Source organism: Arthrobacter alpinus, from assembly GCF_001294625.1.
GTDB lineage: Bacteria > Actinomycetota > Actinomycetes > Actinomycetales > Micrococcaceae > Specibacter > Specibacter alpinus_A.
The window spans coordinates 2,915,056-2,939,470 of the sequence record NZ_CP012677.1; the positions used below are offsets into that span (position 1 = coordinate 2,915,056).

The 24,415-nt window shown below is 63.5% G+C and carries 22 protein-coding genes; 7 read left to right on the forward strand and 15 right to left on the reverse strand.

Annotation, left to right across the window (positions count from 1 at the left end; all coding sequences use genetic code 11):
- Positions 1-22 precede the first annotated feature (22 nt).
- The 5 genes from kdpC to AOC05_RS13230 are packed head-to-tail and all read right to left on the reverse strand — an operon-like array spanning position 23 to position 5,453.
- Complete coding sequence (gene kdpC, locus AOC05_RS13215; protein WP_062007620.1) at positions 23-604, reverse strand: potassium-transporting ATPase subunit KdpC; 582 nt, start codon at positions 602-604, stop codon at positions 23-25.
- A 4-nt stretch (positions 605-608) separates the two neighbouring features.
- Positions 609-2,732, reverse strand: coding sequence for a potassium-transporting ATPase subunit KdpB (gene kdpB, locus AOC05_RS13220; RefSeq protein ID WP_082357976.1), 2,124 nt, complete (start codon positions 2,730-2,732; stop codon positions 609-611).
- Positions 2,729-4,384 carry a potassium-transporting ATPase subunit KdpA gene (kdpA, locus tag AOC05_RS13225; RefSeq protein WP_062009780.1) on the reverse strand — a complete coding sequence of 552 codons (1,656 nt, stop codon included), beginning with the start codon at positions 4,382-4,384 and terminating at the stop codon, positions 2,729-2,731. The genes kdpB and kdpA overlap by 4 nt, the downstream gene beginning before the upstream one ends.
- 8 nt (positions 4,385-4,392) lie before the next feature.
- Positions 4,393-4,686: a K(+)-transporting ATPase subunit F gene (gene kdpF, locus AOC05_RS18995; protein ID WP_082357977.1), complete on the reverse strand. Its 294-nt coding sequence runs from the start codon at positions 4,684-4,686 to the stop codon at positions 4,393-4,395.
- Positions 4,687-4,703: 17 nt separating this feature from the next.
- Positions 4,704-5,453, reverse strand: coding sequence for an SDR family oxidoreductase (locus tag AOC05_RS13230; RefSeq protein WP_062007621.1), 750 nt, complete (start codon positions 5,451-5,453; stop codon positions 4,704-4,706).
- 116 nt (positions 5,454-5,569) lie between these two features.
- Here AOC05_RS13230 and AOC05_RS13235 point away from each other — a divergent pair, with 116 nt between their 5' ends.
- Entirely contained in the window at positions 5,570-6,955 is a 1,386-nt protein-coding gene (locus AOC05_RS13235; protein WP_231687114.1) for an amidohydrolase, read from the forward strand.
- Between the two features lie 102 nt (positions 6,956-7,057).
- Here the strand turns inward: AOC05_RS13235 and AOC05_RS19495 are convergent, their stop codons facing one another.
- From AOC05_RS19495 to AOC05_RS13260, 5 genes are all read right to left on the reverse strand, one after another.
- Positions 7,058-7,897, reverse strand: a complete 840-nt coding sequence (locus tag AOC05_RS19495) for an IS3 family transposase (RefSeq protein ID WP_222440396.1) — start codon at positions 7,895-7,897, stop codon at positions 7,058-7,060.
- Positions 7,898-7,908: 11 nt separating this feature from the next.
- Positions 7,909-8,400: a helix-turn-helix domain-containing protein gene (locus tag AOC05_RS20190; RefSeq protein WP_062005577.1), complete on the reverse strand. Its 492-nt coding sequence runs from the start codon at positions 8,398-8,400 to the stop codon at positions 7,909-7,911.
- Positions 8,401-8,549: 149 nt separating this feature from the next.
- A complete protein-coding gene (locus tag AOC05_RS13250) occupies positions 8,550-9,212 on the reverse strand; it encodes a transglycosylase family protein (protein ID WP_062009784.1) in 663 nt (220 codons plus the stop codon).
- Between the two features lie 321 nt (positions 9,213-9,533).
- Entirely contained in the window at positions 9,534-10,694 is a 1,161-nt protein-coding gene (locus AOC05_RS13255) for a cystathionine gamma-synthase (protein ID WP_062007623.1), read from the reverse strand.
- A 58-nt stretch (positions 10,695-10,752) separates the two neighbouring features.
- Complete coding sequence (locus AOC05_RS13260; RefSeq protein WP_062007624.1) at positions 10,753-12,129, reverse strand: cystathionine beta-synthase; 1,377 nt, start codon at positions 12,127-12,129, stop codon at positions 10,753-10,755.
- 105 nt (positions 12,130-12,234) lie between these two features.
- On the opposite strand from AOC05_RS13260, the gene AOC05_RS13265 reads away from it, so the two are divergent.
- Both AOC05_RS13265 and AOC05_RS13270 read left to right on the forward strand, forming a co-directional pair.
- Complete coding sequence (locus AOC05_RS13265; protein WP_062007625.1) at positions 12,235-12,654, forward strand: helix-turn-helix transcriptional regulator; 420 nt, start codon at positions 12,235-12,237, stop codon at positions 12,652-12,654.
- A 69-nt stretch (positions 12,655-12,723) separates the two neighbouring features.
- On the forward strand, positions 12,724-13,125 hold the full coding sequence (locus tag AOC05_RS13270) for a VOC family protein (RefSeq protein WP_062007626.1): 402 nt from the start codon (positions 12,724-12,726) through the stop codon (positions 13,123-13,125).
- Positions 13,126-13,233: 108 nt separating this feature from the next.
- On the opposite strand, the gene AOC05_RS13275 is transcribed toward AOC05_RS13270, so the two are convergent.
- Both AOC05_RS13275 and AOC05_RS19825 read right to left on the reverse strand, forming a co-directional pair.
- Positions 13,234-15,132, reverse strand: coding sequence for an LPXTG cell wall anchor domain-containing protein (locus AOC05_RS13275; RefSeq protein WP_197277830.1), 1,899 nt, complete (start codon positions 15,130-15,132; stop codon positions 13,234-13,236).
- The gene (locus AOC05_RS19825) at positions 15,101-15,514 is read right to left on the reverse strand and encodes a hypothetical protein (RefSeq protein ID WP_197277831.1); all 414 of its coding nucleotides are present in this window, start codon (positions 15,512-15,514) and stop codon (positions 15,101-15,103) included. The genes AOC05_RS13275 and AOC05_RS19825 overlap by 32 nt, the downstream gene beginning before the upstream one ends.
- Positions 15,515-15,579: 65 nt before the next feature.
- On the opposite strand from AOC05_RS19825, the gene AOC05_RS19500 reads away from it, so the two are divergent.
- Positions 15,580-15,813 (forward strand): hypothetical protein, encoded by a 234-nt coding sequence (locus AOC05_RS19500; RefSeq protein WP_154606072.1) that lies wholly within the window; start codon positions 15,580-15,582, stop codon positions 15,811-15,813.
- Positions 15,814-16,058: 245 nt separating this feature from the next.
- Here AOC05_RS19500 and AOC05_RS13285 read toward each other — a convergent pair whose 3' ends face one another.
- The 3 genes from AOC05_RS13285 to AOC05_RS13295 all read right to left on the reverse strand — a co-directional run bounded on the left by AOC05_RS13285 (position 16,059) and on the right by AOC05_RS13295 (position 21,069).
- Positions 16,059-16,877 (reverse strand): hypothetical protein, encoded by an 819-nt coding sequence (locus AOC05_RS13285; protein ID WP_062007629.1) that lies wholly within the window; start codon positions 16,875-16,877, stop codon positions 16,059-16,061.
- A gap of 9 nt (positions 16,878-16,886) precedes the next feature.
- Positions 16,887-17,108, reverse strand: a complete 222-nt coding sequence (locus AOC05_RS13290; RefSeq protein ID WP_062007630.1) for a hypothetical protein — start codon at positions 17,106-17,108, stop codon at positions 16,887-16,889.
- Positions 17,109-17,616: 508 nt separating this feature from the next.
- Positions 17,617-21,069, reverse strand: coding sequence for a bifunctional proline dehydrogenase/L-glutamate gamma-semialdehyde dehydrogenase (locus AOC05_RS13295; protein WP_062007631.1), 3,453 nt, complete (start codon positions 21,067-21,069; stop codon positions 17,617-17,619).
- A gap of 145 nt (positions 21,070-21,214) precedes the next feature.
- Between AOC05_RS13295 and AOC05_RS13300 the strand changes: the two genes are divergently transcribed.
- The 3 genes from AOC05_RS13300 to AOC05_RS13310 all read left to right on the forward strand — a co-directional run bounded on the left by AOC05_RS13300 (position 21,215) and on the right by AOC05_RS13310 (position 24,404).
- Entirely contained in the window at positions 21,215-22,153 is a 939-nt protein-coding gene (locus tag AOC05_RS13300; protein WP_062007632.1) for a LysR substrate-binding domain-containing protein, read from the forward strand.
- Entirely contained in the window at positions 22,150-23,349 is a 1,200-nt protein-coding gene (locus AOC05_RS13305; protein ID WP_062007633.1) for an SLC13 family permease, read from the forward strand. The genes AOC05_RS13300 and AOC05_RS13305 overlap by 4 nt, the downstream gene beginning before the upstream one ends.
- Positions 23,350-23,450: 101 nt before the next feature.
- The gene (locus AOC05_RS13310) at positions 23,451-24,404 is read left to right on the forward strand and encodes a DNA-3-methyladenine glycosylase family protein (protein WP_062007634.1); all 954 of its coding nucleotides are present in this window, start codon (positions 23,451-23,453) and stop codon (positions 24,402-24,404) included.
- Positions 24,405-24,415 lie beyond the last annotated feature (11 nt).

Genomic DNA, 24,415 nt, shown 5'->3' on the forward strand with positions numbered 1-24,415 from the left:
AGTACTTCTGTGATTTCCACCGCTAGGGCGTGCCCAGGACCTGAAAAAGCGCCGCGTTCAGCGTGGTGGTGTTCACCGATGGCTGTCCCAGGAACGCGTTGATCCCTGAGCTGGTGTTCGCCGCTACCAGCTCCTTCACTTTGGCCTCACCGAGTCCGGTGGCCTCAGCGACCCGGGAGACTTGCAAGGCGGCGTAGGCCGGGGAGATGTCCGGGTCCAGGCCGGAGCCGCTGGCTGTCACGGCGTCGATGGGCACCGCGTCCGGGGACACTTTTTCGCGAGCTGCCACCTCGGCCCGGTTCGTGGCGATGGCCTCGATCAGGGCCGGCTGGTTGGGCCCCAAGTTGCTGGCCGAGGACACCGCAGCATCCCACTCCACTGCGGAGGGCCGGGGGTAAAAGAAGTTCTGGCCGGTGACGGGCTGGGCTAGCCGCGAGGAACCGGCGGCTTTCCCATCCACCGTGATGATGGAACCGTTGGCTTGGGCCGGGGCCACCACTTGGCCAATCCCAAAGATCAGCACCGGGTAGGCCAGGCCCAGCAGCAAGGTGGCACACAGCAGGAAACGAAGCGCGGTCAGGAGTTGGCGTGCGTAGGCGTTCATAGTGCTAACCAATCGTCGGGATGAGGGAGATGAGAAGGTCGATAAGCTTGATGCCAATGAACGGGGCGATCACGCCGCCCAACCCGTAGACCAGCAGGTTCCGGAACAGTGCCTGGGCTGCCGAAACGGCCCGGTACTTGACCCCGCGCAGCGCCAGCGGCACCAGCAACACAATGATGAGGGCATTGAAAATCACGGCGGAGAGGATGGCGCTCTGCGGCGAGGACAGGCCCATGATGTTCAGCAGGCCTAGGCCGGGGAACGTGGCGGCAAACAATGCAGGCACAATGGCGAAGTACTTCGCAACATCGTTGGCCACCGAGAACGTTGTCAAGGAACCGCGCGTGATCAGCAACTGCTTGCCGATCCCCACAATGTCGATCAGCTTAGTGGGGTCCGAGTCCAGGTCCACCATGTTGGCCGCTTCCTTGGCCGCACTGGTGCCTGAATTCATGGCCACACCCACATCCGCGGCGGCCAGCGCCGGGGCGTCGTTGGTGCCGTCACCGGTCATGGCTACCAGTCGCCCGGAGTCCTGCTCGGCCTTGATGACGGCGAGCTTGTCCTCCGGGGTGGCCTCGGCAACGAAGTCATCCACACCGGCCTCGGCCGCAATGGCCGCGGCCGTGATCTTGTTATCACCGGTGATCATGATGGTCTTAATGCCCATGGCGCGCAGTTCAGCGAACCGTTCCTTCATGCCAGGCTTGACCACGTCGGCCAGGTGGATGACGCCAAGAATCTTGGCCCGCTCCCCGTCATAGGTTGCCACGAGCAACGGCGTTCCACCGGTTCCGGAGATCTTGACAACCGCCTCCTCCAATTCCAGAGGAAGGTGTCCGCCACGCTCCTTGGCATAGCTTTCGACGGCGGACGCGGCCCCCTTGCGGACCTCCAGCACCGCCGGGCCCGGGTTCGCCCGGTGCCCTACCGGAAAGTTCAGCCCGCTCATTCGTGTTGAGGCGCTGAACTCGATGACCTCCACGTCGCCGGTCAGGCTGGCTGCCGCGGCAGCGAAGGCTGCCTCCGGTGTGCCGTCCGCCCCGGTCCCGGCCAGGGCCAGTTCCACGATGGAGCGCCCCTCCGGGGTTTCATCTGCCAGGGAGGACAGACGGGCAGAATCGATGAGCACTGACTTGTCTACGCCGTCGGCCGCCACGAAGGCGACTGCACGCCGGTTGCCGTAGGTGATGGTGCCGGTCTTATCCAGCAGCAAGGTGGTGACATCCCCTGCTGTTTCCACGGCCCGGCCGGATGTGGCCAGAACGTTGCGTTGGATGAGCCTGTCCATACCGGCGATGCCGATGGCCGGCACCAGCGCGCCGATCGTGGTGGGAATCAGGCAGACCACCAGGGCAACCAAGATCACCGGGCTGGGCAGCGCGTCGGCGAAAGCCGCCATGGGGGCCAGTGTCATGATGCACACCACAAAGACGATGGTCAGGGACGCCAACAGCACGTTCAGGGCGATCTCGTTGGGTGTTTTCTGGCGGGTGGCGCCCTCCACGAGGGCGATCATCCGGTCCAGGAAGGTCTTGCCGCTGGCCGCGGTGATACGCACCACGATCCGGTCCGAGAGCACGCGGGTGCCTCCGGTGACCGAGCTCCGGTCACCGCCAGATTCCCGGATGACCGGCGCTGATTCGCCTGTGATGGCTGATTCGTCAACGCTGGCTAGGCCCTCAATGACGTCACCGTCGCCGGGGATCAACTCCCCTGCCGTGACAATCACAATGTCGCCCACCACCAGGTCGGTGCCCGGGACCATTTCCTCGGTGTAGCGCTCCGCTGCACCGCCCGACTGGCCGGCGGGCACCAGAGCCGCACTCCGGCGTCGTGCCATGACCGAGGTCCGGGCCGAACGCAGGCTGTCCGCCTGCGCCTTGCCGCGGCCCTCGGCGATCGCCTCGGCCAAGTTGCCGAACAACACCGTCAGCCACAACCACAGTGTGACGATGAGGGAAAATACGGCTGTAGAGGAGCCCATAAGGAGCTGCTGGATGCTCACCGCCGTACAGACGATTGAGCCGATCAGCACCGTGAACATGACCGGCGAGTGGATCATGAGGCGAGGGTTTAGTTTGGACACTGCCAAGGGCAGCGCCGCGCGGAGAGTGGTCAGATTCATTTCAGCAGTCCTTCAGCGGCCGGGCCCAAGGCGAGCGCGGGGAAGTAGGTAAGTGCGGTCAGGACCAAGCACACGCCGCCCAGTAGCACGGCGAACAGCGGCCCGTGGGTGGCGAGGGTGCCGGCGGTGTTTGGGATCTTGCGTTGTTTCGCGAAGGAACCGGCGAGCGCCAGCACCAGGGCGATGGGCAGGAACCGGCCAAAGAACATGGCCAGTGCCAGCATGGTGGCCAGACCAGGTCCGGAGCTGGTAATGCCACCAAACGCGGAGCCATTGTTGTTGGCGGCGGAGGTGAAGGCGTATAGCACTTCACTGAACCCGTGCGGACCTTCGGCCGGAGCTGCCGCGGATAGTGCCGGGATCGAGACCGTGATGGCCGTGCCGAGCAGCACCAGTGTCGGGGTGACGAGGATGTACACGGCCACCAGCTTCATTTGTGCCGCACCCACCTTCTTCCCCAGCATTTCCGGGGTGCGCCCCACCATGAGTCCGCCGATGAAGACGGCCACCACGGAGAGGACCATAAGCCCGTAGAGCCCTGAGCCCACACCGCCGGGAGCGATTTCGCCCAGCATCATGTTCACCATGCCCAAGCCTCCCGCCAGGGGTGGCAGGGAGTCGTGGGCGGCGTTGACGGCGCCGGTGGAGGTCAGGGTGGTGGCGGTGGCGAACAGTGCCGTGCCGTTGGCGCCGAGGCGCTGTTCGATCCCTTCGCCCAGGCTGGTCCCCGTCCCGCTGAAAGCGGCCAGTGCCCAACCCATCAGGGCGGTGGAGATGAGCCAGAACGCTGCCATGACGGTGAGCAGCGTGTACCCCTGACGCTTGTCACCCACCAGGCGCCCGTACATGGCGGGCAGGGAGAACGGGATGAGCAGGATCAAGAAGACTTCGAAGAGGTTGCTCAGGGCGTTGGGGTTTTCAAAGGGGTGTGCGGAGTTGGCGTTGAAGTAGCCGCCGCCGTTGGTGCCGAGCAACTTAATGACTTCCTGAGAGGCCACAGGACCGCCGGGAACCGTTTGCTGTGCGCCGGTCACCAGAGTGTGGATGTCCGTGCCGCCCCAGTTCTGCACGACCCCGGTGATCATCAAGACCACGGCCCCCACCACGCTGATCGGCAACAGGACACGGATGGCGCCGCGGCTCAGGTCCACCCAAAAGTTGCCCAAGGTGGCCGTTTCGGCGCGCACCAGGCCTCTGATCAGGGCTACGACCACTGCCAGGCCGACGGCGGCACTGAGGAAGTTCTGCACGGCCAAGCCCAGCATCTGCACGCCGAAGCCCAGTGTGGATTCAGGGGCGTACGTCTGCCAGTTGGTGTTGGTCACAAAGGACACCGCCGTGTTCATGGCGACCCACGGGTCCACAGCGCCCAGGCCCTGGTTGAACGGGAGCAGCCCTTGCAGCAGTTGGAAGATGAACAGCACCACGATCGAGACGATGCTGAAGGCCAACAATGAGCGCAGATACACCTTCCAGTGCTGGTCTGCGGCGGGGTCCACGCCGGAGAGTTTATACAGGCCTCGCTCTACCGCCAGATGTTTATGGCTGGTGAAGGTTTTGGCAAGATAGGCGCCTAAGGGTTGGTGCAGCGCTCCGAGGGCAACGATCAGAACGGCCACCTGGGTGGCCAGCGCGAAGGCATTGAGCTCCATGGCCGCGTTCACCATTTCTCAGGACGAATAAGAGCAGCGAGCAAATACACCAAAAGTGCCAGCCCCACCAACCCCAAAATTAACCATGTAACCAATTCCACGACTGCCTGCTTTCCTGTGCGAGTAGATCTCTGGATCAATCGCACACCCGGGTTGCCGCCGTGGAGGGCACTTTTACGGGTTCTTAACGCCTCGTCATAGGTTCTTGACGCCTTCCTGACCTGCGCAGCTTTGTATCCACGCACCGTTCGACATGAATGGCGCGCAGCTTTGAAAGTGGCGCACCATTGCGGCCAAACCATGCGCACCAATGAGGGGTCTACGCCGAGAAGCCGCCGTCGGCCTTGATCAGCTGCCCGCTCACCCAACGTCCGCCCGGTGAGAGCAGGAACGCCACTGTTGGCGCCACATCCTCGGAGGTGCCTAGACGACCCCCGGGTTGCAGGGCTGTGAGCTCGGTGCCGGTGACCTCATCCATCCATCCTGTGTCAACGGGGCCGGGGTTTAGGACATTGGCGCTGATGCCCTGACCGCCCAGCTCGCGTGCCGCGGCAATCACAATCCGGTCCAGAGCCCCCTTCGACGCGCCGTACGGCAGGTTGAACGCTGTGTGGTCACTGGTCAGCGCAACGATCGCGCCGCCGTCGTCCGGGGCCTGGCGGGCAAACGCGGCAACCAGCTGCCAGCTGGCCCTGGTGTTGACCGCAAAGTGCCGATCGAAGCTCTCCAGGGACGTGTCTAGGATGCCGGAGTCCACCGACTCGCTGTGCGAGAGCACCACCCCGGTCAGCGGCCCCGCCTCCTCGGCGATCCTCGCCATCAAACGCTCGACGGCGGAAGGGTCGGCCAGGTCCGCCGGGAACGCCCACACCCGGGCACCGGCGGCTTCAAGTTCCGTGGTGAGCTCACCGACGCCGTCGGGCTGGAGGCCCCAGGGCATGCGGGCGTCGTAGGCCTGCCAGTAGTTCAGGACTAGGTCCCAACCGTCGGCGGCGAGCGCACGGGCAATGCCTGCGCCGATGCCCACGGTGCGGCTTACACCGGTAATCAAGGCTGTTTTGCGTTGCATCCGGCCAGCCTATGCTCACAACGACGCTAGTGGGGCAGGTCTGCGCGGTAAGTTGGGACTGGGCCCACCGGGCCGCCAATTTTTCCGCACAGCAGTGCACGCATCGAAAGGCCGTCATGACTCCCACTCTGCCCACCCCCAAGCCAGCATTTGTTCCGGGCCGCGTGAGCAAGGCCGCCAACACGGCGGCATCCGGGGGCCCGGTCAAGCCCTCAGGGAAACCTTCGGGGAAACCTTCGGCGAAGGGCAAAAGTGCCGTGGCCAAGCCGGTGGCCAATACGGCGTCGATCAGCGCCGCCATCCGTGAGGCTGCCGACGCCGCCAGGAAGCGGGTGCTGGCCATCACCAACGCCCACGTGGTGCCGATCGACGGCGAACCGTTTGACGGCACCGTACTGGTGGAGGGCGGAATGATCCTGGCACTGGGCACCTCCGTCCAGGTGCCCGCCGGCGCCGACGTGATCGACGCAAAGGGCCAGTGGCTGCTGCCCGGTTTCATCGATGCGCACGTACATCTGGGCATGCACCCCGAAGGTGAGGTGGGCTCCACCAGCGACGTCAACGAGATGACCGACCCCGTCATGGCCGCGGTGCGTGCCATCGACGCCGTGGACCCCTTTGACCCCGGCTTTGACGACGCCCTGGCCGGCGGCATCACCGCGGTAAACGTCAACCCCGGCTCGGGAAACCCGATTGGCGGGCTGGCGGTGGCGCTGCACACGCATGGGCGCTACATCGAGGAAATGGTGCTACGCTCCCCCAGCGGCCTAAAATCAGCTCTGGGCGAGAATCCGAAGAATATTTACGGCGAAAAGAAGCAGACCCCCTCCACCCGGCTGGGCACGGCGCTGGTGATTCGCAAGGCATTCATGGCGGCCCAGAATTGGATGGCGCTGCCCGAGCCGCGGCCGCGCGACCCCCACCTGGAGGCGCTGGCCATGGTGTTGCGCAGGGAAATCCCGTGGCGCCAGCACTGCCACCGCGCAGACGACATTGCCACGGCCATCCGCCTGGCCGACGAGTTTGGCTATCAGCTGGTCATCGACCACGGCACCGAGGCGCATGTCCTGGGCGATGTCCTGGCCAAGCGCGGCACCCCGGTGTTGATCGGCCCGCTGTTCACCACTAAGTCCAAGCCGGAGCTGCGTGCCCGCTCCATCGCCAATCCGGGCAAACTGGCGGCGGCCGGTGTGGAGATTTCGATCATCACCGACCACCCGGTGGTGCCCATCAACTTCCTGGTCCACCAGGCCACCTTCGCCGTCAAAGAGGGCCTGGACCCGAAGGTGGCGTTGCGCGCCATCACGATCAACCCGGCCAAGGTGCTGGGACTTGCTGACCGCATCGGTTCACTTGCGGTGGGCAAGGACGCGGATCTGGTGCTGTGGAGCGGGGATCCTCTTGATGTCATGCAGCGGGCCCTGCAGGTGTTCATCGGCGGCAAGGCTGTTTACACCTACGACGTCGATTCCCGGGTGGGTGCCGCAGCCTCCCGGGTGTAGTCCCTTCATGCAAACGCTATCGCAGCAATGACAGGTTTTGCGGGAACGCTCTCGCACCTGGTGTGAACTGGGCCCCGAAAGTTGGACTCGGTAAATAAAAGTCTACGCGGCCAGTGCCTGAGCCCGATATTCCATCGGACTCAGGCACTGCAGCGTTAACGAGATGCGGTCATTGTTGTACCAGTGGATATAGTCGTCCAGCTCCGTGCGGAACCCGTCGATGCCGGTGAATTTTTGGCGATGGAACATCTCTTCCTTCAGGTGTCCGAAGAAGTTTTCCATCACCGAGTTATCTAAACAGTTGCCCTTGCGCGACATGGATTGGGCCATCTTGGCGTCGCTGAGGAGCTTCTGCCAGCTGGAGTGTTGATACTGAAATCCTTGGTCTGAATGCACCATCGGGGCCTCGCCCGGCGCCAGGGTGCCGATCGCTTCGATGAGTGATTCGGTGGTGAAGGCAACGGTCGGCGACTCGGAAACCGAGTAGGAAACGATCGAGCGGTCGAACAGATCTAGCACCGGTGAGAGGTAGACCTTGCGCTCGGCGATCTTGAACTCGGTCACGTCGGTCACCCATGTGGTGTTTGGCGCATCGGTATCGAATTCTCGTTTCAAAAGGTTGTCGGCGATCTTGCCGACCTTGCCCTTGTAAGAGGAATATTTGCTTCGGGTACGGACCTTACAGACCAGGTTCTCCTCACGCATCAGCTTCAGCACGGTCTTGCGTGCGACCTGCCAGCCTTGGCGCTTCAGGACCGCGTGGATGCGCCGGTGGCCGTAGCGGCCCTTAGCTTGGATGAAAGCCTCGTGGATCTGGGCTCGAAGCTCAGCGTGCCGGTCAGGGGTCTGCAGGGCCACTTGGCGGTGGAAGAACGTGGAACGAGGCAACCCCGCTGCTTGGAGCAAAAGGGGCAGGGAATGGGATGCCTTGAGGGCAATCACGGCGCTGACTTTCAGCGCCGTGGTTGGTTCCTCAAGGCCCGTACTTTTTTTAGGTAGGCGTTCTCAGCCGCCAGACGCTCGTTCTCGCGGCGTAGCTTCTCCAACTCACTGACTTCGACCGAGGGGGTCCTAGTCACAGACTTGGGCCGGCCCTTGGCCTTGGAGCGCAGGCCCTCCTCACCAAAGTCCCGATAGGCGCGGATCCATGCTCGCAAGAGGTCTAGAGAACTGAGTTGATGCATCCGGGCGAGGTCCTGCCGCGTCCCCTCACCGTCAAGATATTGGCGAACAATCGCCAGCTTGAACTCAAAGGAATACACCTGCCTAGTTGGTTTGATTTCCAATGCTGCTCTACCCCAGATCTTGAACCGACTCTCCAACTTGCAAATAGCCGACGCGCTGACTCCCAGCTTTGAGGATACCGCGCGATACCCAAACCCTTCCTCAAACAGATCGACGGCAGCTAGCCGCTGCTCGGCTGTCAATGAACTATGTGGACGCATGAAAAACTCCCCGAAAGTAAGGTACTGAATTATTCAGTCCAACTTTCAGGGAGCAGTTCACACTCGAGTGCGATAGCGTTCCGGCAATTGTGGCCACAGCTGCGTGAGCGTTTTTCCGTGAAGTCAGATCTACTTGATGCCCGGGACTATTAAGCCGGGAGCTGGAGGGTGGCCCCGGTAAAGATCAGGTCCGGATGGATGACGGTGGCCGTGTTGGCGCTGTATAGCGCCTCCCAGCCGCCCTGAATGCCGAGCTTCTCGGCAATGATGCTCAGGGTGTCGCCCGAGGCAATCGTGTAGCTTTCCCCGCTCAACGCAACGGGTGCCGGCGCCTGCACAGCGGGCGCTTGGGCCTGGGTAGGCACCTGGGTCACCGGCGCCACATGGCTGCTCTGCGCCGCCACTGGTGCTTGAGCCGCCACGGGTGCTTGAGCCGGAACTTCGGCGGGTGAGTATGCCGCGCCGCCGCCGCCGGAAAGCCCCAGCTGGGCAGCGCAGGACGGCCAAGCACCCCAGCCCTGCCCGGCCTGGATCTTCTCGGCCACGGCGATCTGTTGCTCGCGGCTGGCGCTTGCCGCTGATCCGGTCCCGCCGAAGGCAGCCCAGGTGCTTGCACTGAACTGCAGCCCTCCGGAATAGCCGTTGCCGGTGTTGATGGCCCAGTTTCCGCCGCTTTCACACTGCGCCAAGGCGTCCCAGGTGCTGCCGTCGGCCGCATTGGCCCCGGCTCCTGCCACGGCCATTCCGCCTCCGGCGATGGCTGCGACGGCCAGGCATCGGGTGATGTTGCGGGTAATTTTTGTGTTCTTCATGGATGCGTACTCCCCAAGGCCACCTTCGCTCCGCCCGTCCCCGGACATCCTCGCGCCACCGTCCAACCTGTGTATGTGGAGGTTGTTTCCGCAGCCTGCCGCATGACGGCGTTCGGTGTGTGCAGGCTACGGGCATTCGTGGCCCACCTAAGTGTGCCGCCAGCCCCGCAGGGCATCCCCCACGGTAGAACGAAACCAAATTGATACGCAAATCAGCACACTGTTACCAAATCGTCACCGTTTTAACAACATGGTGGTGTAGGCGAAGAGCCGCCAAAAATGTCCGCCCCGAGAGCTTCAAGTTTCGACGGCACCAACCAGTCATAACGAATTGAGTGCCTGCTCCAGGTCCGCGATCAGGTCAGCGACGTCCTCGATGCCCACGGAGAGGCGGATCAGGTTGACCGGGACGGCCAGTTCGGTGCCCTTGACGGAGGCGTGCGTCATCTCCGAAGGGTAGTTCATCAGCGACTCGATGCCGCCGAGCGATTCGGCCAGTGTGAACAGGTGAGTGGATTCGGCCACCTTGCGCGCCGCAGCCTCGCCGCCGGTGAACTGGACGGAGATCATGCCGCCAAAGCCGCGCATCTGCCGGGCAGCAAGCTCGTGACCGGGGTGGCTGGGCAGCCCGGGGTACAGCACCCGTTCCACCTCGGGACGGGTCAGCAGCCATTCGGCGATCTCCTGCGCGTTGGAGGAGTGCCGGTCCATCCGCACTCCCAGCGTCTTGAGCCCGCGCGTGGTCAGCCACGCCTCCATCGGCGCGGAGACGGCACCCACGGCAAACTGCACAAAACCGACCTTTTCGGCCGCCTCGGCATCGGAGAGGACGATGGCGCCACCGGAGGCGTCCGAGTGCCCGCCAATGTATTTGGTGGTGGAATGCACCACCACGTCGGCGCCCAAGGCGAGCGGGTTCTGCAGGTACGGCGAGGCGAAGGTGTTGTCCACCACCAGCAGCGCCCCGGCCGCATGTGCCACCTCGGCCATAGCAGCGATGTCGGTAATCTTCATCATGGGGTTCGACGGCGTCTCCACCCACACCATTTTCGTCTTGCCTTCCGGGCCTCCCGCGGCAACAGCGGCGGCCACGGAACCGGCGTCGAACATGTCAACGGCGGCGTTGCTGATGCCCCACACGGACAGCACCCGGTTGATGAGCCGGTACGTGCCGCCGTAGACGTCGTTGCCCATGACGATGTGGTCTCCAGGGACGAGCAGTGCCCGGATCAGGGCGTCCTCGGCGGCAAGGCCGGATGCGAAGCTAAAGGCGAATTCCCCGCCCTCTAGGGCCGCGAGCTGGGACTGGAGTGCGTCGCGGGTGGGATTGGTGCCGCGGCCGTATTCGTAGCCGTTGCGCAGCTTGCCGATCCCGTCCTGGGCGAACGTGGTGGTTTGGTACAGCGGCGGAATCACCGAGCCTGTGGTGGGGTCAGGGGCCTGCCCGGCGTGCACGGCGCGAGTGTTGAAGCCTTCAGTCATGGTGTCTCCTTTGGTTCCGGTGATCGAGCTTGTCGAGATCCCGCCAAGCCCAGCACCGCTAGTCGTTGAGGTAATTCAGCAGGTCGTGGCGGGTCAGCACACCCACGGGGGCACCCACAAATGTCACCATCAGGGCGTCCACGTCCTGCAGCTTGGCGCGCGCCGTGGAAATCGGTTCCAGCGAGCCGATGATGGGCAGTCGTGGCTGCATGTGTGCGGTAATTTTGTCGGTCAGCTTAGCCTCGTGGCGGAACAATTTGCCGGTCAGCGTGCGCTCGTCCACCGAACCGATGACCTCTCCCATCACCACGGGCGGCTCTGCCGAGAGCACGGGAATCTGCGAGACCCCGTATTCGGCCATCAGGTTGATGACATCACGCACCGTCTCGTTCGGGTGGATGTGCACCAGCGCCGGCAGCGTCCCGGTCTTGGCCTTGAGCACATCGCCAATGGCGGGCTCGTCGGAGACCTTCAAGAACCCGTAGGACTGCATCCATGTGTCGTCGAAGATCTTGGCGAGGTAGCCGCGCCCGCTGTCCGGCAGGAGGACGACGACGACGGCCTCGGGCCCCAGCCCCTGTGCGGCTTCCAGCGCGGCCACCACGGCCATGCCGGAGGAGCCGCCCACCAGCAGGCCTTCTTCGCGGGCGAGGCGGCGGGTCATGGCAAAGCTGTCATTGTCGCTCACGGCAATGACCTTGTGCGGGACTGCCGGGTCGTATGACGGCGGCCAGATGTCCTCACCCACGCCCTCGACCAGGTAGGGTCGCCCGGTGCCGCCGGAATACACGGAGCCTTCCGGGTCGGCACCGATGATTTGGACTTCACCATGAGCCCGGCCGGCGGAGACTTCCCGCAGGAAACGGCCCGTTCCGGAGATGGTTCCTCCGGTGCCCACGCCGGCGACGAAGTGGGTGACTTTCCCGTTGGTGTCGGCCCAGATCTCCGGCCCCGTGGTTTCGTAGTGGCTGAGCGGGCCGTTGAGATTGGAAAATTGGTCGGGCTTGTAGGCGCCGGGGATCTGAGCCGCCAGACGGTCGGAGACTCCGTAGTAGGACTGCGGGCTGTCGGCGGCTACCGCCGCCGGGGTGACCACCACCTGCGCACCGTACGCTGCAAGCACGGCGCGTTTGTCCTCGCCCACCTTGTCCGGGACCACAAAAATGCACTTGTAGCCGCGCTGCTGCGCCACCATGGACATGGCCACGCCGGTGTTCCCGCTGGTGGGTTCCACGATGGTGCCGCCGGGCTTGATTTTGCCTTCCTTGGCAGCCTCATCCAGCATCTTCACGGCAATGCGGTCCTTCGCCGAGCCGCCGGGGTTCAGGTACTCAAGTTTCACCAATACGGTGGCTGCAAGTCCCTCGGTCACCTTGTGCAGCTTCACCAGGGGCGTATTGCCGATCAAGTCCAGGACGGAGTTCGCATACTTCATAGCTTCCAAGGTAGTCCCCTCGCCGGGAGCATGACCAACGCTCATTACGTCCCGCCTCCCAGCAGCAACCGTAACCGCAGATTGACAAGCTGGTAGCCTCAAGCAATGACCCCGGAGGAATTATCCAATCTTGTGTACCTGCGCCGGGCCCGGGACATGATCGACGCGGACTTCGCCAGTCCCTTGGACGTCCCCACCATGGCTCAAAAGGCACTAATGTCTCCGGCGCACTTTTCCCGCAAATTCCTTGCCGCCTTCGGGGAAACCCCCTACGGCTACCTCATGACCCGGCGCATTGAGCGGGCCGCGGCGCTGCTCCGCGAGGGCACCTCGGTGACGGAGGCGTGCATGGCTGTGGGGGCCACCTCCCTTGGTTCCTTCAGTTCGCGGTTTACCGAACTTATGGGTGAAACACCCAGCGCGTACAGGGGGCGGGCACATGAGGCCATTGAGGCCATGCCGGCTTGTTTCGCCCGGTTCGCGACCCGGCCCCAACGCAATCCCGCCGCCCACGGCACACCCTAGCACCGGTAGGGGAAGAGCCGAGCAGGATTCGAGAAGCAGCCCCGGAATGAGGGGGCTAACGTTGCCACCATGACCATTTCATTGAAATACACACAGGTAACTGTCAACGACACCGACGAATCCCTTGCCTTCTACCGGGACGCCCTGGGACTGAACGTGGTCCAGGACGTCTCCTCCGGCGAATTCCGCTGGGTGACCATGGGCACCAACGCCTCAGACGGCCATTGCATCGTCCTTTCGGTCCCGCACGCCGGCCGTTCCCAATCCGACGGCGACGCCCTGGCGGAACTTCTCGCCAAGGGCGTGCTCCCCATGCTCGTGTTCACCACGGACAACCTCGACGCCGCCTACAAGAAAGCAGTGGCCGCAGGCGCGGAGGTGCTCCAGGAGCCGATCGCCCAGCCGTGGGGTCCGCGAGATTGCGCGTTTCGGGATCCCTCAGGCAACATGGTTCGATTGAATCAGGAATAAATCCCGGGGATCCTGGCCCGGCTGCGCTCCTTGCCGGGCACAGACGCGAAGGGAGGTGCCGGCCCATTGGCCACCACCTCCCTTCGGAGTTGTTTCAGTTCCTAGTCGCTAGTTCCTCGCGAGTTCGTCCTGTTCCTTCCGGCGCTTGTAGGCCGAGAAGATCAGTAGTCCTCCCAAGAGAGCCAAGATCCCACCCATTCCCATCAGCGCACCGGAGTTCATACCGGTGTTGGGGAGCTTCGGTGTCGGTGTCGTGACGGGCACCTTATCGGTAGAGCAGTCGTTCTCCGCACGATCGTCCGGCTTGTTATGGGTGACACAGGCCGTGTTTACAATATCCGGGTAGGTATTGCCCGCACCGGTCCGGGGCAGCTCTCCCACGGTGGTTGCCAGGGTGATGACTGATTCCATCCCGGCGGCAAACACGCCCTCGTTGCCAATGTACTTGGCGTGCAACACTGTGGCGGTGGTGCCTGTGAAGTCCCAGTCCTTGGTGGGCTGCAGGGAGTCAGCATTGATGCTCAGTCCCTCCGGCATGGGGTCCTTGACCAGCACTTCGCGGGTGTCGTACTTGCCATGGTTGGTGACCAGCAATCGGAAATTGATCAATTGCCCCTTTCCAGATTCGACGGCGTCGCCCGCGATGGGCTGGTGTGTCTTCACGATGCCCATGCCGTAGGCATCAACCAGTCCGCAGTCCTGTGCAGAGCTGGTGAATTCACCGGACGTCACCTCACCCTTGTTCAAGATCGATGTCCCATCGACCCCGTGGCACTTCTCCACAGGGGCCGTTGTACCCGGTGCCCACGACGCCGTTGTGGGCACCGGGGTTCCGGCACCTACGGCAACGGCAGTCCAATCACCTTTGGCCTGAACACCAGCTGAGAGCCCCGGCGTTGTGTCCGTCAAGACAAACTGTGCCGCGGTGGTTGCCGACGGGTTCTTGGCTTCGAGCAGGAACGTGACGTTCCAGGTGCCATCTGCGTTGCGGTTGGAGGACAGCAGTTTCTTTCCGACCACGGGTATGGCCGGTTCCGAACATGCCACAGCAGTGAGGTCCTTCCCTGCAACCGTGAGGACTGCAGCGTTCAGGAACCCGCCCGGTGTTGATTGGTCCGGGTTGCATGTCATGCTTCCCGAGTCAACGGCCTTCTGGGTCAGGTTCGCGTTCACGCTCACCGTGTACGTGTCGGTGACACCGGCAGCGATCACGGCCTTCGTTGCCATGACAGCCTTGGCATCCTTCATCGGATCAGCCCAGGAACCCTTAGCACCGGCAGGACCGGCCCATGAGGCCGAGTTGACCGTAATGCCAGCACCAAACTTCAAGGTGTCAGTCAGATCGTAATTGGCGCTTGCCCCGCCCGGGTTGAAATCTCCCTTGGCCGGCTGAACAACCTTGACCTCGTACACAACATCCCACGTACCGTCGGTCTTTTGTATGGTGGAGACGACTGTCTTGGTATGTGTCGGAAGAACGTCCTGCGGATCAAGGCAGGCCTCGGACGTCTTCGTGTCTTGGCCAACGGTCAGGACGGCCTGGTTGTTCAGGCCCCCGTCGGTTACGGCGCACTTTGCCAGCGTTGTTGCCTCGGCAGCAATCTTCACCGTGAACACCACGGTGTACTCGTGCGTGGTATCACCGGCAATCTCGGCGGGGGTTCCCACTACGGTGACCTTACCCGCCGTGAGTGTTGCCAGAGCGCCATCAACGCTGGCACTGAGAATGCTCGTGCCGGTGGTGAACTTCGGCTGGTCCACCAGGGTGTAGAAATTGGTGGTCGTGTTGGCGGTGTTATCCACCGTCAACTTGTAGGAAACCTTCCATTCGTTGGGAACCAACACGTTCGGAATGGCGCTGATGGCGGTCTTCACAATTTTGGGTGTGGTCGGAGGCTCACACGCTGGGACCTCCGTCTTCTCACCCTTGACGGTCAGACCCGCGGCGTTGTTGAACGCACCGAGGTTCTTCACATCAGCCGGGCACTTTCCGGCCGCAGTATCCATTGCACCCTTGGGCACACTGACACCACTGACCGTGACCGTGTAGGCCACGCTCGCACCGGCAGCCAATGGCCGCCCCGACGCCAACGCCGAACCCGGCACCGAAACGCAAGGTGTCATCCAGGTCGTACACACCACCCACGGTGCCCGTGTTCTTCACGGTCACCGTGTACGTGATCCCCCAGGTGCCATCGGCAGCCTGCTTCCCGGAACCGGCACACACCAACGCGGAATCCTTGGTGATCGCCGAAACATCGGCAATCACCGAAACCAGGGAAACATCCTGCACCGGCGCCGCGGGCGTACCGGCAGCAATGGCAGCACCCGTCGCCAACGGCTGGGCCAACGTCCACCCTGGGATCAGGGTGGACGTTCTTCGTGGCACTACTGGAGACCACCGTGATCCCGGAAGCATAATTCGTGGCATCGGCCAGGTTGTAGAACTGTGCCTTGGCACTACTGTTCGTCACCGTCACCGCATATGTCACAACCCAGCGGCCCGTCGCGGCATCCCACACAGGATCCCCGGACATCGACTTATCAAAGGTCAACGTCTCCGGCGGCGCACAATCTGCCACCGTCGTCGTATCGCCACCAACAGTCAAGGTGGCCGCGTTCAAGAACCCACCATTACTGGTCTTATCCGGGCTACAGACCGTGGTCTTGCCATCCCACGCCGACTGACCCACAGCCGCGTTCACACTCACCGTGTACGTATCCGTCACACCGGCACCGATCACGGCACCGGTAGCCAGCACCGTCTTCGGGGTCTTCATCGGCTCAGCCCAGGAACCCATAGCACCAGCAGGACCAGCCCAGGACGCCGAGTTGACCGTAATACCAGCACCAAACTTCAACGTATCCGACAGATCATAGGTACCTGAAACGACTGCGCTTTTGTTGATGACCTTGACGTCATAGGTAGTGGTCTAGGTGCCATCGGCGTTCTGAGCGTTGCCCGTGACTGTCTTGGTAACGCCTACGCCCTGATCGGTATGAGCATTGTTGATGGTACAGACCACGTTTTGGCCTGCTTTCAAGCCGGCCAGGGTGGCCGTGCCGGCCGCGCCCTTGGTGAGCGTGATGGTTCCTGAGTCAGTGACACATGACCAGTCACTGGCCTTGAATTCCGCTGCGTTGGCGAATCCGGCCTTGACCGCTTCGCTCAGCGAGTACTCCACGCCCGCGCTAACGGCCAACTTGGGGGCCATATCACCGCCGGCCGGGTTGGTGACAGTTGCTGATCCGGTTCCGGTACCACTCAAAACCCAATTGGTGTTCGCCGTCGCCGCACCACTGACAGTCTTCTTCAACTGCAAGGTGGGCGCACAGTTAACCGTGTTAGTAAGGGCATAAGAATTTAGACCTGCGGCGAGAACGTGGTTGCCGATATCCCCGGAGGGTACGTTGACACACCCTGCGGGTACCACAACCGATTCATTGACATTCACGGTGTTTCCCGCTGCATAGCCGTCATAGATGGTGCCAAAGACTGGCGCACTATGTTTGGAAAGTTCAAGCTTCGCTGTGTAGCCGCCGGGCTGGGATCCGTCGGCCACCGCTGGTCCACCGTTGATCGCCCATTTCTTGGTGACCACTACTTGGGCCGGGATGGGAAGTTGCTTGTTGGTGAACAAACAGCTCATGGGAACGTTCGAGCCAGCTGTGAAGAACGCCGCCCCGGTGATCGTGTCGAATACGGTGGGAACATCTTTCTTGTCAACCTTGCACTGCGCCGAAACCGGCACAAAGTTAGGCTAGAGCGTTTCCTTGATCGTCACGGTTGGCGTTGAGCCGAACGGGATCTCGATTGGCGTAGTAGTGAAACCATTCTTGCCATCCTTATCAACGGCGGTGGTGGCCGTGGCGCCGATAGTGGATCCCGCGGAGATCGTGTTCTGGAAGTTCCAGCCGTTGGACAGCGCCGAATCCTCTACCAATTTTCCGTTGATGTCCTGAATCTGCTTCTGGATGGCCATTTGGCTATTGCAAACGCCTGAGACCAGTCTGACCAAAATGTCGGCCAGTCCAGTCCCGTCGTCGTCGGTCAGGAAGTAGTCAGAGTCCTTGGTCTCCCCCTAATAGTTTTCTTGGCGTAAAGCCTTGCGCGGCGAGACGAACTGCGCACAATTATAGATAGCTTTTAAAACCATATTACCATCGCTTATCGGCCAAACGGGCTACCGATCCAAATAGATCTTGGCTTATAGGACAGGAAATCTCCCTTTGGGGCGCTACCCCCGGCCTAAAGGACAGAAAAAGAATGCCTGAGGCCCCAGTCTTCATCTAGCGCCACAGCGTAACAATGGGTTTCGGGTGCGCGAAGTCGGTTGGGAGCCGAACCGGTCCCGAAACGAAAAACGCGCCCACCCCCGTCCTCAGACCCCCTAGACCGGGGGCGGAAAGGTGGAGCGGACGCGGATCTCGATTAAGGCCCACACCCGCGAGGGGCCCGGCCGAGGAACGAGGTTGGGGAGCGGGTGGGGATTAGATCAGGGCATCCGAGAGGTGGTTCGGGGTGCCGAAGCGGTGCGCGGTGATGCTGACGGCCTGCTCATGCAGGAACGGCAGCATTTCCACACGGCCGGCCTCGGTGACTTCACCATGATAGATGGCCAAGTCGGGGCGTCCGCCGGTGGCCTCGTACACGGCGGCGGCGTCCGCGCCGATCAAACGGATGCGTCCGGCACCGAAGCGGCGGGCGGTGGCCAGCCAGTCGGCGTCGTTCTCCACCGTGACGGTGATGCCCAGGCCCACCAACAGTGCCTGCACTGCGTTGGGAAGCACAACGCCGCAAGAGACTACCGGGGTGGCGCCAGCTGTGATGCCTGCCGCGAGGACGCGGACCAGCTTGGCAACGGGTTCGCCGTCGGCCAGGCGCACCAGCGGGTTCAACGGCAGGTAGCGGAACACGTTACGCTCGGCCGTCAATGCCGAAACGTCCTTGGCCACGCCAAACTCGTCCGCCCAGGCGGCGGCGTCGCTGTGCAACGAACGGCTCAGGAACGCCTGATCCGATGAGGAGAGTTCAGCTGCCGCATTGAGTAGCTTGGCGGCCGTCTTGCCCAGGGGTGCAGTTTCTGCGGACTCGGCCGGAAGCCACGAGCCCAGCCCCATCAGGTAGTTGGGTCCACCGGCCTTGGTACCGGCTCCCACCGCCGATTTCTTCCAGCCGCCGAACGGCTGGCGCTGGACGATGGCGCCGGTGATGCCGCGGTTGACGTAAAGGTTTCCGGCCTGGACGGTATCCAGCCAGAGGCCGATCTCCGCGGAGTCCAGAGAATGCAGGCCCGATGTTAATCCGTAGTCGATCGCGTTGACCATGGCGATGGCCTCCTCGAGCGTCTCTGCCGTCATAATCCCCAGAATGGGGCCGAAGAACTCGGTCAGGTGGACGTTCGAGCCGGCGGCCACGCCGGTGCGCACGCCCGGGGACCAGAGGCAGCCGCTTGCGTCGAGCTGCCTGGGCTCGATGGCCCAACTTTCGCCAGGTTCCAGGGTGGTAAGGGCCGTCAGGAGCTTGCCGGCGGCCGGTTCTATGACCGGGCCCATCTGGGTGGTTGCCGTTTCCGGGTATCCGACGCTCAGACTGGAGACGGCGTCGATCAGCTGGTTGCGGAAGCGGGCGGACTTCGCCACGGATCCCACCATAATGACCAGGGACGCGGCGGAGCACTTCTGCCCGGCATGGCCAAAGGCGGACTGGACCACGTCGCGCGCGGCCAAGTCAAGGTCGGCGCTGGGGGTCACGATGATGGCGTTCTTGCCGGACGTCTCGGCCAACAATGGCAGGTCGTTGCGGAAGCTGCGGAACAGTTCGGCGGTTTCGTAGCCGCCGGTCAGGATGACGCGGTCCACGGCGGGGTGGGACACGAGTGCGCGGCCCAGCTCCCGCTCTTCGAGCTGTACCAGGGCCAGGACATCGCGCGGAACACCGGCGTCCCACAGTGCCTGCACCATGAGTGAGCCGCTGCGCCGGGCCTGGGTGGCCGGCTTGATGATGACGGCGGAGCCGGCGGCCAGCGCCGAAAGGGTGGAACCGGCGGGGATGGCCACCGGGAAGTTCCACGGCGGGGTCACGACGGTGAGGTGTGCCGGGACGAACGTTGCGCCGTCGACCGTTTCCAGGTCCTTGGCACGCTCGGCATAGTAGTGGGCAAAGTCGATGGCTTCGCTAATTTCGGGGTCGGACTGGTCCAAGGTCTTGCCGGTCTCGGACGCCATGACCTCCATGAACGCGGCCCGGCGGCTTTCCATAACATCACCGGCACGGTGCAAGATGGCCGCGCGCCCGGCACCGCCCAGGGCGCCCCACTCCTTGGCGGAGGCAACGGCGGTGTCAACAATGCGGTTCAGCTCGGTCAGCTCGCGGACTCGGGTGGAGTTGACGATATCGTTGGCCAGCACGGAGCCGGGGATGCGCGCCAGGATGTCGCGGCCCCAGGATTGATTGGCCACCAGTGACGGATCGGTGTCGGGGGTGTTGGCGAAGTAATCCACGGGTGCACCAACGGCGGGCTGGTGGCGGTCCTGGACCCGGTTGGTGGGCGGCACCGTGGAATCCACTCCCTCCAGAGATGCCAGAAAGCGGTTCTGCTCGCGCTGGAACAGGGCCTCGTTCTCGGAGAGTTCAAAGACGGCGGACATGAAGTTGTCCGGGCTGGCGCCCTCTTCCAGCCGGCGGATCAGGTAGGCGATGGCGACGTCGAACTCGCCCGGGTGAACCACGGGCGTGTACAGCAACAGCTTGCCGACGTCCTTGCGCACGGCCTCGGCCTGGCCGGTGGCCATGCCCAGCAGCATCTCAAATTCCAGCTGTCCGGAGGTGGTGTCGATGCCGCGCTGCTTGGCCAGCAGCCAGGCGTGAGCGACGTCGAAAAGGTTGTGTCCGGCCACGCCTATGTGGACGTTGTTGATGTGCTCGGGGGTCAGCGCGTAGTTCACGATGCGCTTGTAGTTGACGTCAGAGTCCAGCTTGGTGCCCCATGTGGCCAGCGGCCAGCCGTTGACGGAGGCCTGCACCTGTTCCATGGGCAGGTTGGCGCCCTTGACGATGCGGACCTTGACGGGCGCGCCGCCGTCGGCCCTTCTTGCCGCAGCCCACTCCTGGAGGTCGATCATGGCGGCGAGGGTGTCCGGCAGGTACGCCTGCAACACGATCCCGGCCTCGAGGTTCTTGAACTCGGGCTTGTCCAGGATGCGCTTGAACACGGCGATGGTCATGGTGAGGTCCTTGTACTCCTCCATGTCCAGGTTGATGAACTTTGCCTTGGGGAAAGAGCTGGCCAGCGTGTACAGCGGGGTGAGCTTGTCCACAACGTGCTCGACAGCGTCGTCGAAGGCCCACGGCGAATGGGGGGCCACGGTGGAGGACTCCTTGATGGAGACGTAGTCGACGTCGTCCCTGGCCAGCAACTTCAGGGTTCCCTCGAGGCGGCGGGCGGCTTCCTGGTCGCCCAGCACGGCTTCACCTAGGAGGTTGATGTTCAGATCGACCCCGTCCTGGCGGATCTTGGCGATGGCCGGGCCCAGCTTGGCGTCGGTGGCGTCCACGATCAGGTGGCCCACCATCTCACGCAGCACCCTGCGGGCGATCGGGATGACAATCTGTGGCATGGCCGGGGCCATGACGCCGCCGACGCGCACGGCGCCGCGCATGTACCACGGCAGGAACGCCGGCACCTTGGGCGCTAGGAGGGCCAGGTTGCGGGCGGCCACGGCCAGGTCTTCGGGACGGACCACGCCGTCAACAAAGCCCACGGTGAAGTCCAGCCCGTTGGGGTCCTTCAAAACCCCGGCCAGGCGCTGGGCGGAGACGTCCGCGGGGAACGTGGCGGCCTCGGTGAGCCAGCGCCGGACCAAGGCGATTGTCTCCTGCGCAAGGTCGTTGCCGGGAGCCGGAATGTTGGCTGCGGTAGCCGCTGGAATGGTGCTTGTCATGGTTGGTGTGCGTTCTTTTCTACTGGCGCCAAGGCGGCTGGTGCAAAGCTGTCCTAATCACCAGTATGAGACTATTATTCAATAAGGAAAAGCGATGTTTTATGATGAATATTGATCAGTTTTACTAAGCAATCAGGAGGCGCTCATGTTGGACGTCAAACGGCTGCGCTTGCTGCGGGAACTACACATTCGCGGCACCTTGGCGGACGTGGCCGCGGCACTGCAATACAGCCCCTCTGCCGTGTCTCAGCAACTGGCCCTGTTGGAGAAGGAAGCCGGCGTGAAGCTGTTGCGCAAGGTGGGCCGGCGTGTGCAGTTGACGCCGCAAGCAGAGATCCTGGTGGCCCACACCGCTGTGGTGCTGGAGACCCTTGAACGGGCCGAGGCCGATCTGTCCGCCTCGCTGACCACCGTGACCGGGACGGTGAAACTGGCCGTGTTCCAGTCGGCCGCCCTGGCACTACTCCCGGATATGCTCACGGCCATGGCACAGACATACCCGGACGTACGCCTGGAGATGGTCCAGCGCGAGCCCGAAACAGCTCTCTATGAAACGTGGGCCAGGGACTTTGACCTGGTGGTGGCCGAGCAGTACCCGGGCCACGCCGCACCCCTTCACCCGGAATTGGACCGGATCATTCTCACCACCGACGCCATCAGGCTGGCCGTGCCCGCGCTGGGCGTCAGCGGCGGCGTGGCCAGGCTGCGTCCGGCTCCCGTCGCCCACATTGAGGACACCGCGGAACTGCCCTGGGTCATGGAGCCGCGGGGTGCGGCGTCCCGGCACTGGGCGGAGCAGGCCTGCCGGCAGGCGGGATTTGAGCCTGATGTGCGTTTTGAAACGGCCGACCTCCAGGCCCAGGTCAGGCTCATTGAGTCCGGCAACGCCGTCGGACTGATGCCTGACCTGATGTGGACGGGCCGGCCCCCGGCACTGACACTGATCGATTTGCCCGGCCTCCCCCGGCGCACCGTGTTCACATCGGTGCGACGGGCAAGCCGCCGACGCCCGGCCATCCTGGCTTGCCGGGAAATCTTGGTGCAGACGGCTCAAAAGGTGGCCGGCACGGCCCTACAGGCATGAGGAGGCTGGTGGCCGCAGGCTTTCCAGCCACGCTGTTCCTGGCGGGGCTGGCGCTGCTCGCCACCGGCCTGCTAACTCCGGAGTCGGCGCTGGAACTGGCTGCCCGCACGGTGCCGATCCTGCTGTTTGTCCTGGCTATGACCGTGGTGACGGAACTGGCAGACAACGCTGGGCTGTTCCACTTCATCACGGCGCGGCTGGCACGGTTGGGCACACGCTCCACCATCAATGCGCCCCCGCGTGGCCGAATCGTTTTCCTGTGGCTGCTGGTGGTTGTCCTGGCCACGGTCAGCACGGTGTTCCTCTCACTTGACACCACCGCCGTGCTGGTCACCCCCGTGGTGGTGTCACTGGCTCGGCACGCCCGCATCCACCCCCTGCCGTTCGCCTTGACCACTGTGTGGCTGGCCAACACGGCGTCGCTGCTGTTGCCGGTCTCGAACCTGACCAACCTGCTGGCGCAGCGCCAATTGGGGCTCAGCCCGCTGGGGTTCGCCCAACTGCTGTGGGCGCCAGCCCTGGTAGGTGTCTTGGTGCCGGTCGCCTTTTTGTTCCTGATCTACCGCAAGGACCTGCGGGGGCGGTACCGGGAACCAGCGCTGCCGCCGGTGGCGGACAAGCGGCTGTTGCTGCTCAGTGCCGGCACGGTTGCGCTGCTGTTGCCAGCCTTGGTCTCCGGCGTTGCTGTGTGGATTCCGGCGAGCATTGCCGCGGTGTTTTTGCTGGTGGTGTTCGTGGTTCGCCAGCGCTCGGCCATCCGCTGGGCCATGTTGCCCATCCAGCCGTTGCTGCTGACCATGGGGCTGTTTTTACTGGTCGCCGCCTTGCACGACCACGGGTTGGGCACGGCTCTGACCCGCATCTCCGGCACGGGCGAGGACTTCCTGAGCCTGCTCCAGCTGGCGGGCCTGGGTGCCCTCAGTGCCAATGGCGTCAACAATTTGCCCGCCTATTTGGCGTTGGAACCTGTGGCCGACTCCCCTGTTCGGATGGCCGCCTTGTTGCTGGGGGTGAACCTTGGACCGCTGGTCACGCCGTGGGCGTCGCTCGCCACACTGTTGTGGCACAGCCGCATGAAGTCGATGGGCTTCAATATTTCCTGGCGAGGCTATGTCCTGGCTGGCCTGGCGCTTGCGGTGGTGTTGGTGCCACTGTCCGTGCTGGCACTCTGGCTTTCGGCTGGGCTGCCTGGGTAGTTCCCTGTACGACGCCGGCTGGCCGGGTTCCCAGCCCACCGGATCACCTCTGCCATAGGGGCAACCAGAAAGTTGTCAGCCCCACGTGCCACCATGGATGCATGAGCATCTGCGCAGTTCCCGGGCCCGCCGCTGCCTGGCATGCGGGTGGCCCCTACAATCTGAACCAAACCTTGGGCATCCTCGGGCGCGGGCCCGCGGACAGGACCGTCCGTCTGGCCCCGAACACTGCCTGGTTGGCCTTCCACACACCAGCCGGTCCCGCCACGCTGGGCATCACCCAGAACGGTCCGGAGGTGCGAATCCGCTCGTGGGGGCCGGGCGCCGAGCTGGCGCTTGAAGCCGCACCGTCCCTGCTGGGTGCCCACGATGACTGGTCACACTTCGACTCCCCCGAGTTCGCCGCCACCCTCCCCCGGCTGGCAACTAGTGCCCGACGCCGGAACCTGGCACTGCGCCTACCCTCCACCGGGCGCATGGTTGACGCGCTGGTGCCAGCCATTCTGGAACAAAAAATCACCTCGCTTGAAGCCCACCGCGGCTATGTGACACTGCTGCGCAAGTTCGGCAATCCGGCGCCGGGCGCCGGGCTTCACCCGGATATTCCAAACGACCTGCTCGTGGCCCCGACCCCGGGGCAGTGGGCCGCCATTCCGTCCTGGGACTGGCACAAGGCCGGGGTCGGGCCACAGCGCTCTGCCACCGTCCTGCGAATGCTGCGATCGGCGTCGGGCCTGGAACGGCTGGCACGGTTGCCAGCCGAGGAAGCCGCCACGAACATCCAGCTCATCCCGGGCATAGGGCCCTGGACGGCGGCAGAAGTCACCCAACGCACGCACGGTGACGCCGACCAGGTGGCGGTGGGTGACTACCACCTTGCGGCTTACGTTGGCTGGGCGTTGGCGGGAAAGGCCGTGGATGACGCAGGCATGTTGGAACTTCTGGAGCCGTGGCGCGGACACCGGCAAAGGGTGGTGCGGATGCTGTACCTCAGCGGCTTCCGCAAGCCGTCGTTCGGCCCGCGGATGAGCATTCAGGACCACCGCAGGCACTAGTTCTTGCGGCG

What these genes read in the sequence shown, in the direction of transcription:
- AOC05_RS13305 (WP_062007633.1), top strand. Translation starts at nt 22,150, where the DNA reads ATGAGGAGGCTGGTGGCCGCAGGCTTTCCAGCCACGCTGTTCCTGGCG.
- kdpC (WP_062007620.1), bottom strand. Translation starts at nt 604, where the DNA reads ATGAACGCCTACGCACGCCAACTCCTGACCGCGCTTCGTTTCCTGCTG.
- AOC05_RS13295 (WP_062007631.1), bottom strand. Translation starts at nt 21,069, where the DNA reads ATGACAAGCACCATTCCAGCGGCTACCGCAGCCAACATTCCGGCTCCC.
- kdpB (WP_082357976.1), bottom strand. Translation starts at nt 2,732, where the DNA reads ATGAATCTGACCACTCTCCGCGCGGCGCTGCCCTTGGCAGTGTCCAAA.
- AOC05_RS13260 (WP_062007624.1), bottom strand. Translation starts at nt 12,129, where the DNA reads ATGAAGTATGCGAACTCCGTCCTGGACTTGATCGGCAATACGCCCCTG.
- AOC05_RS13255 (WP_062007623.1), bottom strand. Translation starts at nt 10,694, where the DNA reads ATGACTGAAGGCTTCAACACTCGCGCCGTGCACGCCGGGCAGGCCCCT.
- AOC05_RS13250 (WP_062009784.1), bottom strand. Translation starts at nt 9,212, where the DNA reads ATGAAGAACACAAAAATTACCCGCAACATCACCCGATGCCTGGCCGTC.
- AOC05_RS13230 (WP_062007621.1), bottom strand. Translation starts at nt 5,453, where the DNA reads ATGCAACGCAAAACAGCCTTGATTACCGGTGTAAGCCGCACCGTGGGC.
- AOC05_RS13270 (WP_062007626.1), top strand. Translation starts at nt 12,724, where the DNA reads ATGACCATTTCATTGAAATACACACAGGTAACTGTCAACGACACCGAC.
- AOC05_RS13265 (WP_062007625.1), top strand. Translation starts at nt 12,235, where the DNA reads ATGACCCCGGAGGAATTATCCAATCTTGTGTACCTGCGCCGGGCCCGG.
- kdpF (WP_082357977.1), bottom strand. Translation starts at nt 4,686, where the DNA reads ATGGTTTGGCCGCAATGGTGCGCCACTTTCAAAGCTGCGCGCCATTCA.
- kdpA (WP_062009780.1), bottom strand. Translation starts at nt 4,384, where the DNA reads ATGGAGCTCAATGCCTTCGCGCTGGCCACCCAGGTGGCCGTTCTGATC.
- AOC05_RS13275 (WP_197277830.1), bottom strand. Translation starts at nt 15,132, where the DNA reads ATGGATACTGCGGCCGGAAAGTGCCCGGCTGATGTGAAGAACCTCGGT.
- AOC05_RS20190 (WP_062005577.1), bottom strand. Translation starts at nt 8,400, where the DNA reads ATGCGTCCACATAGTTCATTGACAGCCGAGCAGCGGCTAGCTGCCGTC.
- AOC05_RS13300 (WP_062007632.1), top strand. Translation starts at nt 21,215, where the DNA reads ATGTTGGACGTCAAACGGCTGCGCTTGCTGCGGGAACTACACATTCGC.
- AOC05_RS13290 (WP_062007630.1), bottom strand. Translation starts at nt 17,108, where the DNA reads ATGGCCATCCAGAAGCAGATTCAGGACATCAACGGAAAATTGGTAGAG.
- AOC05_RS13235 (WP_231687114.1), top strand. Translation starts at nt 5,570, where the DNA reads ATGACTCCCACTCTGCCCACCCCCAAGCCAGCATTTGTTCCGGGCCGC.
- AOC05_RS13310 (WP_062007634.1), top strand. Translation starts at nt 23,451, where the DNA reads ATGAGCATCTGCGCAGTTCCCGGGCCCGCCGCTGCCTGGCATGCGGGT.